Annotated in this window: 11 protein-coding genes; 7 read left to right on the top strand and 4 right to left on the bottom strand. The window is 35.5% G+C overall.

Annotation, left to right across the window (positions count from 1 at the left end; genetic code table 11):
* The first annotated feature begins 379 nt into the window (after positions 1-379).
* Positions 380-1,117, top strand: coding sequence for a hypothetical protein (locus K4L44_08400; GenBank protein QZE15837.1), 738 nt, complete (start codon positions 380-382; stop codon positions 1,115-1,117).
* Between the two features lie 102 nt (positions 1,118-1,219).
* On the opposite strand, the gene K4L44_08405 is transcribed toward K4L44_08400, so the two are convergent.
* On the bottom strand, positions 1,220-2,170 hold the full coding sequence (locus K4L44_08405; protein ID QZE15838.1) for a TIGR01212 family radical SAM protein: 951 nt from the start codon (positions 2,168-2,170) through the stop codon (positions 1,220-1,222).
* A gap of 160 nt (positions 2,171-2,330) precedes the next feature.
* On the opposite strand from K4L44_08405, the gene K4L44_08410 reads away from it, so the two are divergent.
* Together K4L44_08410 and K4L44_08415 are read left to right on the top strand one after the other, a co-directional pair.
* On the top strand, positions 2,331-3,875 hold the full coding sequence (locus K4L44_08410; protein ID QZE15839.1) for a DUF4301 family protein: 1,545 nt from the start codon (positions 2,331-2,333) through the stop codon (positions 3,873-3,875).
* 204 nt (positions 3,876-4,079) lie between these two features.
* Positions 4,080-5,513 carry a tetratricopeptide repeat protein gene (locus K4L44_08415; protein ID QZE15840.1) on the top strand — a complete coding sequence of 478 codons (1,434 nt, stop codon included), beginning with the start codon at positions 4,080-4,082 and terminating at the stop codon, positions 5,511-5,513.
* 642 nt (positions 5,514-6,155) lie between these two features.
* Here K4L44_08415 and tnpB read toward each other — a convergent pair.
* Positions 6,156-6,296 carry an IS66 family insertion sequence element accessory protein TnpB gene (gene tnpB / locus K4L44_08420; protein QZE15983.1) on the bottom strand — a complete coding sequence of 47 codons (141 nt, stop codon included), beginning with the start codon at positions 6,294-6,296 and terminating at the stop codon, positions 6,156-6,158.
* A gap of 257 nt (positions 6,297-6,553) precedes the next feature.
* On the opposite strand from tnpB, the gene K4L44_08425 reads away from it, so the two are divergent.
* The 3 genes from K4L44_08425 (at position 6,554) to K4L44_08435 (ending at position 10,881) form a co-directional block, all read left to right on the top strand.
* A complete protein-coding gene (locus K4L44_08425; protein QZE15841.1) occupies positions 6,554-8,452 on the top strand; it encodes a beta-lactamase family protein in 1,899 nt (632 codons plus the stop codon).
* A 126-nt stretch (positions 8,453-8,578) separates the two neighbouring features.
* Complete coding sequence (locus tag K4L44_08430; protein QZE15842.1) at positions 8,579-8,719, top strand: hypothetical protein; 141 nt, start codon at positions 8,579-8,581, stop codon at positions 8,717-8,719.
* Positions 8,720-9,279: 560 nt separating this feature from the next.
* Entirely contained in the window at positions 9,280-10,881 is a 1,602-nt protein-coding gene (locus tag K4L44_08435; protein QZE15843.1) for an STAS domain-containing protein, read from the top strand.
* Positions 10,882-11,118: 237 nt separating this feature from the next.
* Here the strand turns inward: K4L44_08435 and K4L44_08440 are convergent, their stop codons facing one another.
* Both K4L44_08440 and K4L44_08445 read right to left on the bottom strand, forming a co-directional pair.
* Complete coding sequence (locus K4L44_08440) at positions 11,119-11,685, bottom strand: GDYXXLXY domain-containing protein (GenBank protein QZE15844.1); 567 nt, start codon at positions 11,683-11,685, stop codon at positions 11,119-11,121.
* Complete coding sequence (locus K4L44_08445; protein QZE15845.1) at positions 11,675-12,973, bottom strand: DUF2157 domain-containing protein; 1,299 nt, start codon at positions 12,971-12,973, stop codon at positions 11,675-11,677. The genes K4L44_08440 and K4L44_08445 overlap by 11 nt, the downstream gene beginning before the upstream one ends.
* A 685-nt stretch (positions 12,974-13,658) precedes the next feature.
* Here K4L44_08445 and purL point away from each other — a divergent pair.
* Positions 13,659-17,345, top strand: coding sequence for a phosphoribosylformylglycinamidine synthase (purL, locus tag K4L44_08450; protein QZE15846.1), 3,687 nt, complete (start codon positions 13,659-13,661; stop codon positions 17,343-17,345).
* Positions 17,346-17,658 lie beyond the last annotated feature (313 nt).

The following is a 17,658-nucleotide window of genomic DNA, read 5'->3' on the forward strand; positions in this document are numbered from 1 at the left end:
ATTTCCGAACACAAATACCCCTCTACTTATTAGGATTTATTAATATTACCAAACAACTCATATCACAACAACAAGACAGCAATACTTATGTTATACAAAGACACTAATATATTGAAAAGCAAGAAATTAAAGACACAAAACATTTAGTAAAAATTTTCTCTACACACAAATTTTTCAATTCAATAGAGTCGTATACATCGTTCATTATGAACTTAAACAAAGAAGAAGAACATCGTGTATTAAGAAAAAAAAGCAACAAAATAGATCTAATAGACAATACATTAAATTTAACATATAACTATACACCTCCCTCAAAATGAAGAATTATTCTATCTTTATTACCATTATTTTAGTTAGCAATTAATAGTATTCATTTATAATGGAAAAGATATATCATCTAGAGCAAAAAGTACACTCATTCCAAGTAGACTTTAGAAAACAGATGCGTCCATCATCCATGGCACGTATTTTTCAAGAAGCTGCAACAATCCATGCAGAAAAATTAGGAGTTGGGTATAGTGAACTGAATAGAGAAGGTGTGTTTTGGGTGTTATCTAAAGTCGAGATGCACTTTATAGAGCCTCTACTTTGGGATGATATCTATAAACTAGAGACATGGCCTGTTGAGTCAAACGGATTGCTTTTCCGAAGAGACTTTAGATTTAAAAAAGAAGGTCGAATCGTTTGTGAAGGCTCTTCAGGATGGCTTGTAATAGATCAAAAACGAAAAAGACCTATGAGAGCCTCTAGTCTTTCCATCGAATTTCCTACACTACCTATTGAAGATGCTTCAACTTATTTCAAAGAGAAGGTTTCACTAAAGGAAGAGTGTAAAATGGCCCCTCTTACTGTTGGATATAGTGATATTGATATGAATCAACATGCGAACAATACAAAATATATTGATTGGATGCTACAGTATATACCCAAAGACACATTACAACAAAAAGAGATTAAGGAGATACTTATAGAATATACGAACGAAGCAGGATGGAATGATATACTTGACATATCCATGGATCATCAAGATAAAAACGGTGAGGATCATATCTCATTTCAAGCTGTACATCAGAAAAATGAAAAGGTCTGTTTTAAAGGCAGATGTATCTTAGGATAGATATAGACTGAAACAAATTCCAGATTTTATTCTTAATCACAAATCTAATTAAGTTTTAATATCAGAAAGCGAAAAGGAGCAAACTCCTTTTCGCCTTTTATTCTATATGTCCCTGATATAAAGTCGTCCTTGATAAGTATCCATCTGCTCCAATTTTTTTTCTAGTTTTGCCACAAATTCGAAGTTCTTTAGTCCCCATTTGGGCGCCACTAATAATTCTGGAGGGGCTGTACTTATAAACCGTTCCACAATGATATTGGGGTTTAATAATTCTAAGTATTCCACAACAATATCGAGATACTCCTCAGCAGTATACAAAGAGAAAATCTCAGGGTTTTCACTATATTGACGGTACATCTTTGTCCCTTTATGTATCTGTAGCTGATGAAGCTTCAAATTTTCAATAGGAAGTTCCGAGATTACACGAGCTTGTTCAAGAATGGTCTCTCTGTCTTCACCGGGTAACCCCAAAATAGCATGAACACAATTATGAATACCTCTTTTATCAAGTTCATGTATTGCATCCACAGTCTCTTGATGATTATGTCCTCTATTAATAAACTCTAGGGTCTTATCATTGACTGATTCAACTCCAATCTCGACCATTATATAGTATTTTTTAGAAAGGATTTCCAAATAATCAAGGATCTCAGGCGTTAAACAGTCGGGGCGAGTCGCGATAACTAAACCAATCACTTCTGGATGAGAAAGTGCCTCTTCATAAAATCGATGTAACACATCAAAAGGAGCATAAGTATTGGAGAATGCTTGAAAATAAGCCAAGAAAGATATCGCATTATATTTCTTTTTGAAAAAGGAAACCCCTTCATCAATCTGAGTAGAGATAGGTACCTTCAAGTTTGTATATGAAGGGGTAAATGTTTCGTTATTACAATAGGTACATCCTCCTCTTGCTTTGGTTCCGTCTCTATTAGGACAAGTAAAACCAGCATCAATGGATACTTTTTGCACTCTACGTTGAAACATTTTTTTAAAATGGGACGAGAAATCATTGTATCTTTTTTCATGCCCCCAGCTATATCTATCGTTCATCTATCGTTCTTTCCTTTAATATTATGGGGTAAAGATACAAAACCTATTCAGGAATGAAAGCAATATTAAATTCCCATAAAGAGAGAATAATGTAGTCTTAGAACATTGCATTTAATCAGCTTTTTTTACTACCTTCAGATCACAACAAATTCTATGAATTATGATTACAAAAGAACTTAACCCTACACTAGAAGATTCACACGAAAGGAGAATAGCAGAACAGACAGAGACCTTTAAGCAAGGCTTCCCTCCTGTCGTACTATTAAAAAGTGCAACTCTAGGTGACGGCATACGACAATATAATACAAGTCAAAGAGAGGAAAAGATTGCATATTATCAATCGGAATTAAAGGATGGGCTTGATGTTTTAAAATTTGTACCAGCGTCGGGTGCAGCAACCCGTATGTTTAAACATCTTTTTGAAGTGAAAAGCGAGATAGAAGATGTAAATAATCCAAATCAAAAAGTAGATTTTCAAAATGACTCTAAATTAAAATCTTTTGTATCAAACCTACAACAATTTGCGTTTTACCAATCTTTGAAAGAATTTATTCCAACATTAGATCAATGGGATTTATCCAATATTACAAACAAGCAACTTCTTCAAGTTCTGAATATCATCTTAACAGAACAGGGGTTAAACTATGGTGCATTACCCAAAGGAGTGATTCTTTTTCATCATTATAACCAACAAGATTGCACCCCATTAGAGGAACATCTTTATGAAGCAGCACAATATGCTAAAGATAGTGATGGTCATTGTCATCTTCATTTCACTGTGAGCCCTGAGCACCAAACTCTTTTTGAAGTACTCTCAAAAAAAGTAGTTCACACTTACGAAGAAAGATTTAAAGTGAAGTATCATATCACATTTTCGACACAAAAAATATCTACGAACACCCTTGCAGTAAACCCAGACAATACTCCCTTTCTTGAGAGTGACGGATCGATATTATTTAGACCAGGAGGACATGGCGCTTTAATTGAAAATCTAAATGATTTAGATGCATCTCTAATTTTCATTAAAAATATCGATAATGTTACCATGCAACACTTGGCTGACAAAACGGTTGAATTCAAACAAGTGCTTGCAGGAACCCTGCTAATGGAGCGTGACATCATTCATTCTTGGATCGAGAAAATACAATCTAAAGAGTTCGATCCACAGCAACTAAATGATCTAGAGAAATATATTGAAGAGAAGCTATGTGTACAAATGGATAGCTCTTATAAAGACAAAACATTGAATCAAAAACAAGTAATACTCTTTAATATCTTAAATCGTCCAATACGTGTCTGTGGAATGGTTAAAAATGAGGGCGAACCAGGAGGAGGCCCCTATTGGGCTAAAAACAATCACGATATTTTCTCCCTTCAGATCATAGAGAGTAGTCAAATAAATCATGAAGATCCACAACAAGAGTCTTTAATTAATGAGGCGACACACTTTAATCCTGTAGATTTAGTTTGTTATACCAAAGATCAGCACAATCAACCATTTGACCTTACTAAATTTGTTGACCCAAACACAGGTTTTATCTCAAATAAATCCAAGAACGGCAAGAAACTCAAGGCATTAGAACTTCCTGGCCTTTGGAATGGAGCCATGGCAAATTGGAGTACCATATTCGTCGAAGTCCCACTTCAGACATTCTCCCCGGTTAAAGAGGTTACTGATTTGTTCAGAAAAGAGCACCAATTATAGTTTTTCCACTTTTAAGTGTTGGAAAATCCTCAGATCTGATTATATTTGAAAATAATCAAAGGGGATTTTTTAACACTTAACTATAACATCCTCTCTCTTTTGTGACAAATTATCAAAATGTAGCATTTAACATTTAATAATATTTCGTCACATTATGAGAGTGAAGATGGTTATATGGTTATCTGTAACATAAGGGAATAGGGTATGGAACAAGAGACCAATAACAACCAACACTCGGAATCATGTGGTAAAGAAGCACAAGGTCTTCTTACACAATTAAATCAAGGTGAAGCTGTTTATCATGACGTGGATCAATATGAGATATTTGTTGATCATTTTATCCAAAAGAACCAATTAAGAAGTGCGCTTCGGATCGTAGACTATGCTTCGGATCAACATAATGGGTCTATATCTTTATGGATAAAACGTGCACAAATCATCTTCAACTTAGGACAGATTGATGAGTCCATAAAACTTGCCAAACACTGTCTACGTTTCGAACCAAATAATGCAGAGCTTTTTTACCTTATTGGAACAGGCTATTTAAACATGAATAAGCCCAATAAAGCAAAGAAATACTTTGAACAGACATTTAATGCAAGTAGTGAAAACTTAGATGAAGTGCTATTCAATATTGGCTATGTCTATGAGCAAGTAATGGACTACACGAATGCTATTATTTTTTTCAGACAAGCCATTAAGAATAACCAAGAGAATCTTCACGCGATATATGATTTAGCATATTGCTACGACAAAATTGACAATCATAAAAAAGCGGTTTGGGCATACAAACACTATCTTGAAAAAGAGCCATATAATTGTTCTGTTTGGTTTAATTTAGGTATTAGCCTCAACAGTTTAGGTAATCCCGAAGAAGCACTTGAAGCATACGACTATGCGCTTGCTATCAACGATAAGCATACTGCTGCTCTATTCAATAAGGCAAACCTGTTATCTCACAACGGGGAATTTGAAGAAGCTATTGAAACGTATAATGAATATTTAAAACTTGAGCCTGATGCAGATGATGCATATTGTTATATAGCAGACTGTTACTTCAATCTAAGAAACTACACAGAAGCTATTCGCTCTTATAAAAATGCAATCAAAGCGAATAAACAGAACGATTGCGCATGGTATGGTGGTGCTTTAATACTGCTTCTTAATGAAGACTATGAAGAGTGTCTTGCATTTTTAAAACAGAGTGTAAAGATTAATCCTGACATATCAGATTACTGGATTTCAATCGGAAAGGTTTCAACAATATTAAACAATTATGAAGAGGGAGAATACGCTTTAGAGAAAGCAATATCTCTTTCTCCCAAAGAGACAGAAGTATGGCTTGAGATGGCTCATTTTTATCATCATTATGACCAAACATCCATGGCTGTTGACACGTTAAAAAGAAGCAAAGCATTTATAACAAATCAAACGAATATTCTTTATGCGATTGCTGCATACGCCTTTATGGATGGACAAGAAGAGTATGGTTACCAATATCTTCTTCGCGCTTTAGAAATAAATGCAGAAGAGTGTGAAACACTCCTTTTTGAATCGTTTCCGGATGTAGAAAAGATATCAAAAGTTTCAAAAGTTGTTAGAGAGTATCAAAGCAAAATATTGGTAAATATTTCTTAGCAACTCCTCCAGTTTATTTCTCATATCCCTTCTATTATCACAGCCTGTATGAAATTTAAAAGCTTCCATACAGGCTGTTTTTATATGTCTCAAGAAGCATACACATTGATTGTTCTAAAATTAAGAGGATCACATCATCTTGGTCTATGTTACATTTTGAGATGTGACGTGACCTTATGTCAAAATATAACACAAGTCTATACATAGATTCCTGTTCCATAAACATCATAAATTTAGATTAATAAGAATTGGAAATACACCTTGTAGTAGAGAGAGACCAATATATCGATAAGAAGCAACATCGATACTATAATCAAAAAGAAAGAGGATGATCCAGATCCCCTATCTTTTTAAATATATTACATATATGAAAATGTTACACTAACTACAACAGCTTACAAAGAAAGTTGTTCAACCCAAGCAAATATTTCCAGTAAAAACAATTCTACGTCAAGTAAAATTGGCTTGACGTTTTATGATTATAGAGAGAGTTATCATAGTGCACATTTCAATCGATATCCTATCTTAATTGTCTTTTTTATTCTTTCACAAGAATCCATTCGACATGAAGGACGAGATCAGTGTATTCGGACTGCTTTGAAATTAAGCGTTTAAAACCCAGGAGGCTTAAAGCTCCCTATCTCAAATCGTTTCACAAAAAAAACAATACGACCTCTTTCCCACTTTAAGTAATTTCATCATTGTACGACGCTTATTCAGAAAGATAAATATAACCCCCGAAGTAATATTCGCTTCAATCTTATTCTGTACTAGTCCTGAAATCCATCAATACTTTTCCTCATATCTGTTGCTTCAGAATAGAGGTAAAAACGATCATTTGAAGATATTGAAAACATTGGCCTTGAATCTGAATTAATGATCGGATCGTAGATATTGCCACTACTAAATTAACAATTAATTACACTTAGTTGTATTTGGTTATATTTAATGTATATTATACTTTTATAACACTTAAGGGTTTTAAACCTATAATATCAACAAAATCAAGTATCAATCTTTATTAACAAACACGAACCTCCATGTATAGAAAATGTAAAAAATTATATTCTTTTTGTCTAATTATTTTATTTATTGGTGTTTGCAGCATTAAAGCAAGCGCCAAACAGGATACATACAAAGCAGAGACATTAGATGAACTGCAAGAATCAATTTCCAAATTAGTAGCCAAATCAAACACCCCGGGTGCTGGCGTTGTCATAGTTGATGGTTCTAAAACCATTCTATTGAGAGGGTTTGGAAAGGCTGATGTAGAAAATAATAGAAATATAGATGAAAACACAGTTTTTAGGTTAGGTTCCATTTCAAAGGTGTTTGTGTCACTTGCAATACTAAAACTGCAAGAAGAAGGGTGCATAAACCTTAAGGATAAGATTAGAGATATAATTCCGGAAATTAAATTTGAAAATCCATGGGAAGATGAACATCCAATACTTATTGAGCACCTACTAGAACACACTTCAGGTTGGGCTTATTGGCATTTCGCAGAGCTTGGTAGTGATGATCCAACTCCATTAACACTCAAAGAGGCACTTGATTTTTATCCAAAATCGAGAGTCTCAAATTTTGTTCCAGGCACACGAATTCGTGAGAGCAATGTTGGTATAGCCGTAGCTGCTTACATTGTGGAAAAAGTTACCAATCAGAGGTTTGAGGACTATATGCAACAGGCTATTTTTAAACCGATGGGAACAAAGAGTTTTGATTTCTTGTATTCTAAACAATATAAAGAAAATGGCGTAACACTTTACGATAATGGGCAACGATTAAAATATTTTCATGTTTTATATCGTCCAGCTGCATCACTTAACGGCTCCATGCGTGATATGGAGAAATTGATAAATTTCTTCCTTCATAGAGGTGAAGTCAATTCCCAACAAATACTTAGTAAAGCTTCTCTAGAAAGAATAGAAAGATCAGAAAGTATGCCGATTTTATCAAATACTAAGATGCTTTCTGGTAATGGGTTATCTAATGATGCAAGTATCTATAATGGATCTATTTATCATGGTTTTTCAGGAAGTCTTCCAGGGGCTTATGCACAGTTTGGATATTTACCAAATCAGAATAAGGGTTATGCGATCATGATTAATGGTGATAATAGTGATTATTTATTATCTAATATTGCATATCTAATAAAACATTACCAAACAAAAGACCTAAAGAAAGACTTGCATAAAGTGAAAAAGGTCGCGATATCGGAGGCTGTGGATCCATCTGGATATTATACGATTATTAACCCCAAGATTGATTTTTTTGGATTTCTTGATCAAATTAAAGCTATCAAAAAAATATGGGTTCATAATGATACCATAAATGTCAAAAACATTTTAAAAAGCAATTATGTAGCAAAGTACACTCCTATCAGTAAAAAGGAGTATGCATTAGAAGGTTCAAATACACCAAGCCTTATGGTTAATGATGATCCACTAGATGGACAAATAATTATTTCTGGTGGATTCTTGAAGAGAATTTCTCCATTTTGGGCTTATAGTCTTAAAACAATATTTTGGGCTTTCTATATTGTGAACTTATCAACTATATTTTTTGCAGTATTAAGAGTCTTAATTTTTGCGTTTGGTAAAAAGAAAAACAAAACTGCATTGCTCATCAACATATGGCCTTTTATTACGAGTTGCTTTGTTTTTATTGTTATTGCCATTGCTATTTTTCAAGGAACAACTCGATATGATATGTTTCAACTTTGGGGCACATTAAATATATTTTCATTTTTATGTTTTCTATGCGGTATTTTCTATGCACTGTCTTCTCTTTGGTCTGCATATTTCGTTATATCTAATTATAGAACGGATATGTCTAAGATATACTATGGATATTCATTTATCGCAGTTGTGTTTAACTTGATCTTTACTGCATATTTTATTTGTAATGGGCTAATCGGTATACCGACTTGGATTTAGCATTGAGAAAGAATAGTGAAATCACATTTAGGTAATTTACAAAAAGTAATATATTTTAAAGCAAAACCAATCAGGTAATAAAATCATATTTTATGAGCTCCCCCCCATTTTCGACAACTTGATGCAATGGACTATGGAGCAATAAGTTTACGCATGATTACCAAATACTATGGAAAGACTTATAGTACTGTAACGATGTGTAAACGTTCATACATAAGCCATGAAGGTGTCTCACTACTTGGAATAAGTGAGGCACCTGAGAGGTAAGCATTATTTGTAAACAACTGCATTCTAATCATCAAAAGCAGGAGTATCCAACTTTTGTCATGTACCTTGACTTTCGACACCCCTTCACATAAATAAACACAAGCAAGATTCCATTCATGCTTTCAATGTAAAATAAAATCGAATGGTCGGTACGTATTAAAGGTTATTTTAAATTCTCTGTCAAATAAACTTTTAGTCTATCAAGACCTCTCCATAAATTAAAAGATTCATTTTGAAGACGAACAACAGCCAAAGCATACACTCCTATTTTACAGGCAGATAAATATACTACACACAATCAGCAGAAAGAAAATATCAAAAATAGAAACAGTTTGTACTGCAAATACCCTTTTTAACAAATGCTTTTATATATCTTTGCATCGATTTTTTATAATCGGTAGCAGATACTACAATGAAGCCATTCCTTAGGAGGTATAATGACTCAATATTCATATTATAAAAGATCGTTATCTTCCTGATTCTATCCTCGACACAAACCACCACAAGAAGGGATAGGATCAAAAAAACAATATGAGAACATTAATTAATAAATACGAAATATGAATCGTCATATCTTCTATCCCAAGCTTTTAAGCACTTTAAAGATGGGATATGGGAAAAAAATGCTTACCCAAGATATTCTTGCAGGTATCATTGTCGGCATTGTAGCACTGCCGTTATCTATTGCATTTGCTGTTGCTTCAGGGGTATCCCCAGAAAAGGGACTTATCACTGCAGTAGTTGCTGGATTTATCATCTCTCTTCTCGGAGGAAGCCGTGTTCAAATTGGCGGGCCTACGGGAGCATTTATTGTAATTGTCGTCGGTATTATACAAAAGTATGGTATCGAAGGACTTATGATTTCCACGATGCTTGCAGGAGTATTTATGATCTTATTTGGTCTGTTACGACTCGGGACGTTATTAAAATATATCCCACATCCTTTGGTTGTTGGTTTTACGAGTGGTATTGCCTTAGTGATCTTCTCCACCCAAATAAAGGATGCATTGGGATTAGAAGTAAATGCAATTCCTTCAAATTTTATAGAGAAATGGGGGTTTTATTTCGAGAATCTATCCTCAGTAAATATTTATGCCATTGGGATCACCATTCTGACTATTCTGATCAGTATCTATAGTTCTAAATGGATTCCTAAAGTTCCAGGTTCATTTATTGCCATTCTCGTCACTACTGCTTTGGTTAAAATATTCACTCTTCCTGTGACTACCATTGAGACGATCTATGGTAGTATCCCTAGCAATATAGAGATGCACCTTCCGATGATACAATGGAGTCAAATCCCTTCCTATATAGAACCAGCAATTACCATAGCATTACTGGGATCTATTGAATCTCTACTTTCAGCTGTCGTATCAGATGGTATGATTGGAGGAAACCATCGCTCCAATACAGAGCTTATTGCACAAGGAGTAGCAAATATAATCACCCCTTTTTTTGGAGGAATACCAGCAACAGGGGCTATTGCTCGAACTGCAACGAATGTAAAAAATGGAGGTCGCACACCAATAGCTGGAATCGCACATGCGATGACACTGTTACTTATCATGCTCTTCTTCGGTCCTTGGGTTAAATGGATTCCAATGTCAGCTTTAGCAGGAATACTTATCGTCGTTTCCTATAATATGAGTGAATGGCGATCATTCAAAGGGATACTTAAAACAAGTTACTTCGATATCTTGGTTCTTTTATCAACTTTTTTCCTTACGGTACTAGTGGATCTCACAATCGCTATTGAAGTTGGAATGGTACTTTCAGCACTCCTATTTATGAAACGAATGGCAGACCAAATGGGATTACAACAGGAAGTAGACAAAGATGTACTAGAGAATGATGACAAATTACCAGAAGGAATAAAGGCTTACGAAATTAGTGGTCCTTTCTTCTTTGGTTCTGCACGTAATTACTGTAATATGATTCAAAATGTACATCCAAAGACTAAAATATTAATACTTCGAATGAGGCATGTTCCATTTATTGATGCCACCGGAGCCCATCATCTGAAAGAGTGCCTTTTTGATTTAACACACAAAGGAGTAGATTATCGTATCTCTGGGACCAATGAGGCAGTTAAAAAAGAACTTATTAGCATGGGAGTGGAATCAAGTAAAATATACGATCACTTTGAGGAGGTCATTAAATAGTTGTCCATCCAAAGAGAGATTAACTTATTAAGAATGCTCATAACTCGATTAATAGAGGTCGCTTGGTTTATATATCAAGTGGCCTTTTTTTATGTAGTGTTTTCAAGACGAATAGCAAAATAGCTGACACAATTTTAATGTCTGAAAAATATTGAGTTAAAAGGATCAAAAAGAAAAAACAAACCTTATTCATAAAAACAAGAATAAGGTTTGTAGCCAGGACATTTATATTGTTCCTTATTTCACTAAATCGGTAATAGGAACTCCGTTAATCATCACATTCTCTATGACAGCCATTCCTTTTTCGACACGTACAACACCATAAGTATCAGACTTGTTTGCTCGGCTAGCATTTCGATAAGTATTTTCTGCTCTCTTTGCTTTATGCTCAGACATATAAAAACGATCAAAAGGAAACTTTAACACTAGTTTATTGGGGTCTTTAGAGGTCCCATAATAATTTACGTTAACCTTAAAATAATCTAAGTTGCTTTGAGTTGGTTCTTCACGCCACACCTGACTAATTTTGGCATAACCCTCTTCGTCAGTGACTATAGTTACAAATAAAGGTTCGTCACTTTCAAATTTCACTTCATTATTCACACTTATATTATCCGCTTCAAATGATAGTGCCACATATTTACCACGAAAAGGATCAGTAGGATCAATAGGTTTTGTTTTAAACTTATATACGTTCCCGTGGGTTAATGTGTGTTCACAATCTCTCACCATCTTCAGAGGGACAGCAAACTGAAATATTACCATCAATATAAATAGTAATGGAAGAACTATTTTATGCTTCATTATTTTCATGATTTTTTCTATTATACCATACGTTACCTAGTAGAAAACCTACTCCAAGAATCATAAAAATCACGCCCTTAACAACAAATGAGAGCTTTATATCCACCAAACGACCTTGGACCCAGAAGAAGAGAATAATGAATCCCCAATAGCTCTCTTTCTCTTTCATAGACTTCCCTCCTTTGATAATCATTTGTACTGCAATCCACAATACCAGCCCCCAAGTTAGAAACTTACCAATAGGAATAAACTTGGCAATAATTAAAATAACCAGAGATAAGATAAAGCTATAACTAATAGCAGAGACCTGAAGAAATGAGGTTTTAAAAATTTTATTTCGAATCATTCCCCAAACAGATAGTCCCATAAATATTATCGTCACCCAAAACTCATAGCTTCCAACTAGCTCATTAAAAAGAACGTCTGTTTTTCCCCAATCGGCCCAAAACCAATCAAAAGTCAAACCATAGAGAAACAGTAAAGTGCCTATGAATCCGATTCCACGATATAAGCTATTTGTTCCAACAACGATATTATTTTCAAGTCGATGTCCGAAATGATAGAAAAAAGCAAAAAGAGAGAGGTAGAACTGGGGAAGAAGAAAAGAGTCGAAATCAATAAAACGACAAATAACCAACAATAATGAGATCACCAAAGTCCATGAGGTCATCTTCATCAAGGTACTTTTCTCTCTTTTTCTAAAAGTAATATTTAATAGAGGAATGACGGCTCCAAAAAGTGCAATTCCAGTCAAATAATATTGAAAGATCTGTGGTTCAGAAAAGGATGCAAATAGTACCACTAGTGCTCCAACCATATAAAGCATTATGGAGACATAAGATCTCATCAAATACAACAGAGGCAATGCAGGTATAATCCACCATAAAAAGAATGAACCCAGATTCCCTTCCATATGATATACTTGACTAACGAGTGCGATGGAAGCTCCAATGGCTAAAAAGAGAAAAGAAGAAGCGGCTTCTTTCCATCTGCTGAAATCTTTTTTAGAAAAAAGAATAATCCCACAAAACACTTGTCCTATGAGTAGAGGTAGTAATGATAGAACAACCTTAAGCAATTTAGAAAATTGATCCCAATTATGGGCAAATAGATCAATAACCCCAATCCCGACCAATAATGCTCCAATGATACTATAAGCTAAAGTAGTGGATTGCGATACTACAGGGCGTTTGGTTTTATTTTTATAATAAAGAACAATCTGTTCAGCATGCTCCTCAGAGAGGAGACCCGCTTCAGTAAGCTCTTTCAAATCTTTTGGTGTAATCATAGAGAATCTTTTATATTTCGGCCCAAACAGGCATAACTCTTACTATTTTTGTTGATTTTTAAAAAATAAAATTAACAAAAGATCATACATTTTAAAAAAAAGCTTTAATAGTTATCATAAAACATTATCATTAAGGATTCTAAAAAACACAAGAACGAGTAATATAATTACCTAATCCATAAAGTTTTTTTTGTTATTCAGAAAGGGATGTTTAACATACATCCCCATTGGGATAAATAAATTACCACAACACACAGACTCTTAATATTTAATTGATTCACAGAATAATAAACTTACAAAAAGGGGATATTTTGATCTCTAATTGAGACTAAAACAGTGAGACAACTTCTCTTTACTCCATTCATTATTGATCACAAAAAACAGATACTCAATGCACTAGATAAAACAACAACAAACACAAAAATAAAAGTCAGTTCATGTTCTAAAACATGGACAAAGATCAGGTTTTAATTCCCCATTCGTCCCCATTATTAAGTATATATTATCAACTCATAAATAATCGACACCTTAAGAGATGAATTCAGAAATAGGATAGAACATAATTCTATATTTGCCCGCATTAAGACCAATACCAAAAGAATTTTGTATCTTAACTAATGTAAGACAACAAAATTCAGAAACCAAAATATACAAGTTTCTAATACAATATAAAATTGACCCAAAAATGATTCTATTTTTCGAAGCTAGTCAGAGTATCTTGGCAGTGGACAGTATCCAACCATTAAGCTCTGAAACCACTGAAAAACTAACGTGGCTTTTTGGAGACGCCCAACCTCTAAAAGAAACCTCTCTTGAAGGGGCCTTTGTAGGTCCTCGCAAAGAGATGATTACCCCATGGAGCACCAATGCGGTAGAAATCACTCAAAATATGGGAATCGAAGGGATTCTTCGAATTGAGGAGTTCTTCACCACGAAAAACGAATCGGCAACATTTGATCCGATGCTCCAAAGGAGGTATACCCAACTTAATCAAACCCTTTTTACCATTGACAAATCACCTGAACCGATTCACTATATCGAAGATATAGAGTCTTACAATGCCAAAGAAGGGTTGGCTTTAAGCCAAGAAGAGATCGACTACCTAAAAGAGGTTTCTAGTGAAATTAAACGCCCTCTTACCGACAGTGAAGTGTATGGGTTTGCACAAGTAAATTCTGAACACTGTAGACACAAAATTTTTAATGGAACATTTATTATTGATGGAGAAGAGAAGCCCTCTACCCTATTTCAATTGATAAAAAAGACCTCTAAAACAAACCCGAATACGATTGTCTCTGCATACAAAGATAATTGTTCGTTTACAGATGGAAGTCGTGTAGAACAATTTGCTCCAGTCACTCATGACAAACCAGACTATTATAAGATAAAAGAGATTGACACCGTCTTATCTCTAAAAGCGGAAACACATAATTTTCCAACAACAGTAGAACCTTTTAATGGTGCTGCAACAGGTACGGGTGGAGAGATTCGTGACCGTATTGCTGGAGGTAAAGGGTCTTTACCTATTGCTGGTACTGCTGTCTATATGACATCTTATCCTAGAAATAAAGAGGGGAAAAGATGGGAAGAGGATAAGTCTCCTCGTCCATGGCTTTATCAAACTCCTGAAGAAATCCTGATAAAAGCATCCAACGGAGCAAGTGATTTTGGAAATAAATTCGGACAACCATTAATTAATGGTTCTTTGATGACATTTGAACACTTTGAAAACGATAAAAAGTATGGCTACGATAAAGTAATCATGCTTGCGGGTGGTATAGGGTTAGCAAACAAGAAGGATGCAATCAAAGAGACTCCAGCAAAAGGGGATGCTGTCGTTCTTATCGGTGGAGACAACTACCGTATCGGAATGGGTGGTGGTGCTGTATCATCTGTTGACACAGGAAACTTCTCTGCATCCATCGAGTTGAATGCAATACAAAGAGCCAATCCTGAGATGCAAAAACGAACTTACAACACCATTCGTGCTCTGGCAGAAGAGGATAACAATCCGATTTCTACAGTTCATGATCATGGTGCAGGAGGACACCTAAACTGTCTTTCTGAACTTGTTGAAGAGACTGGTGGTCGCATCGATATGGACAATCTTCCTGTAGGAGACCCTACCCTATCTTTGAAAGAGATATGTGGTAATGAATCGCAGGAACGTATCGGCTTTGTTACCTCAAAAGAGAATCTTGAAAAGATTGAGCGTATTGCCAAAAGAGAGCGTACACCTCTTTATGAAATTGGGGAGACAACAGGAGACGATCGTTTTGTGTTCTCTAGTGAGAAAGAGGGAAAAGCTCCTATCGACCTAGATCTAAAACACTTCTTTGGAAGCTCTCCAAAAACAATATTAGAAGACAATACTTCTACTGAGACATTTGCTCCCATTGCATATGAAAACAGAGATATTCAAAAATATATCGAAGAGGTACTTTCGCTAGAGAGTGTTGCCTGTAAAGATTGGCTTACAAACAAAGTAGACAGATCTGTAACAGGAAAGATTGCAAAGCAACAATGTGCTGGAGAGATCCAACTGCCGCTGAATAACCTTGGGGCTATTGCTCAAGATTTTCAAGGGAAACGTGGTATTGCAACCTCTTTAGGTCACGCTTCAAGTGCAGCATTAATTGATGCGGCAAAAGGATCTATACTATCCATTGCAGAATCATTAACCAACTTAGTGTGGGCACCAATGACTCAAGGTATTAAAGGGGTATCCCTAAGTGCCAACTGGATGTGGCCTGCTAAAAATAAAGGTGAAAATGCTCGTCTTTATCAAGCAGTAGAGGCTGCTAGTGATTTTGCTTGTGGTTTGGGTATCAATATCCCAACAGGCAAAGATTCGCTGTCAATGACACAGAAATACAAAGAGGATGTCGTTTATGCTCCAGGAACAGTAATCATCTCTGCATCAGGAGAGGTCGAAGATGTAAAAAAGATTGTAGAGCCTGTCCTTACAAACGACAAATCAAAAGCCGTTTACTATATTGATTTTTCTGGAACAGAGTTTGCTCTTGGAGGTTCTGCATTTGCACAAATCAATAGCAAATTAGGCAAAGAGGTTCCAACTGTAGAAGACACGAACCACTTCTTAAATCATTTTAATGGAGTACAAAGCCTTATTCAACAAGGATTGATTGAAGCAGGACACGATATAGGATCAGGTGGTTTAATCACCTCGCTATTGGAGATCTGTTTTGCAAATATCCAAGGAGGACTACAGGTAGATCTTTCTGCACTTTCTGCAAAAGATTTCATCCATGCTCTATTTGCGGAAAACCCTGGAGCAATAGTCCAAGCAAGCAACACCTCTCTATTTGAGGAACAAGCAAAAGCACTTGGAATCCATGCAATCAAACTAGGAACTCCATCTACTAGTAGAGAAGCGAAGATATCATTTAAACAAGAGAGCATCACCCTTGATATCGATAAGATGCGAAATGTGTGGTATCAACCCTCTTTCGAACTAGACAAACGTCAAAGTACGGAGAAGCTTGCTACAGAGAGATTCAATAACTATGCAAAACAACCATTAACTTTTGATTTCAAAGCTTTTGACGCTTCTCTTTCTCGTCTTGGAATTACTCCTAGTCGAACAGAGAAAAGTGGCTTAAAAGCAGCTATTATTCGTGAGAAGGGTGTAAATGGGGAGAGAGAGATGGCATGGAGTCTTCATCTTGCTGGATTTGACGTAAAAGACGTTCACATGACAGACCTTATCTCTGGACGCGAAACCTTAGAAGATATTCATTTCATTGTTTTCTGTGGTGGTTTCTCGAATTCCGATGTACTAGGATCAGCAAAAGGTTGGGCTGGTGCTTTTAAATACAATCCAAAGGCACAACAAGCACTGCAACGATTCTATCAGCGAGAGGATACCATGAGTTTGGGAGTATGTAATGGTTGCCAATTGATGGTGGCTCTAGATCTTGTAGACATGGGAGATGCGAACAAGGTAACCATGGAACATAATGATTCCCATAAATTTGAATCAAACTTTGTAGGAGTAACCATTCCTTCCGTAACGTCTTCTATTATGCTGAAGAGCCTTGAGGGAATGTCTCTTGGTGTTTGGATTGCACACGGAGAAGGAAAATTTGTCTTCTCAAATGAACAAAAACCTACGGAATTGGCGATGACATACAACTATCATCACTATCCTGCGAATCCTAATGGATCGGATTATGATGCAGCAGCCATTGCATCACAAGATGGGCGACATCTAGCAATGATGCCACACCTTGAAAGATCCATCTACCCATGGCAGTGGGGACACTATCCAAGCAACAATGCTTCCGATACTGTTTCTCCATGGATAGAAGCCTTTGTGAATGCTCGAGAATGGATTCAGAAACAAATCTAAAAGGGCTGTGCTATCCTCATTTATGGGGATAGCATTAAACTTTTTAGTCAGATCTCACCACTCCCCCTATATTTACCACCCCTAAAGGCTATTTTAAACTACTATACTATTTAGAAGCCTCACTTCAAGCAAGGAGTATACTCCACTCCTAACCCCCAACACAAAAGCATTTTATACCGTCTTCAAGCAGATAGATTCATTATAAATAACCACCCAACTATTAACCATAATTTATTTAATAAAAAAAATCCTAATTTATAGGTATTTCAAGAGTAAGACAGAGTCTATAATTTTGTATCAGAAATTATAAATT

The organism is Prolixibacteraceae bacterium (genome assembly GCA_019720755.1).
GTDB lineage: Bacteria > Bacteroidota > Bacteroidia > Bacteroidales > Prolixibacteraceae > Halosquirtibacter > Halosquirtibacter laminarini.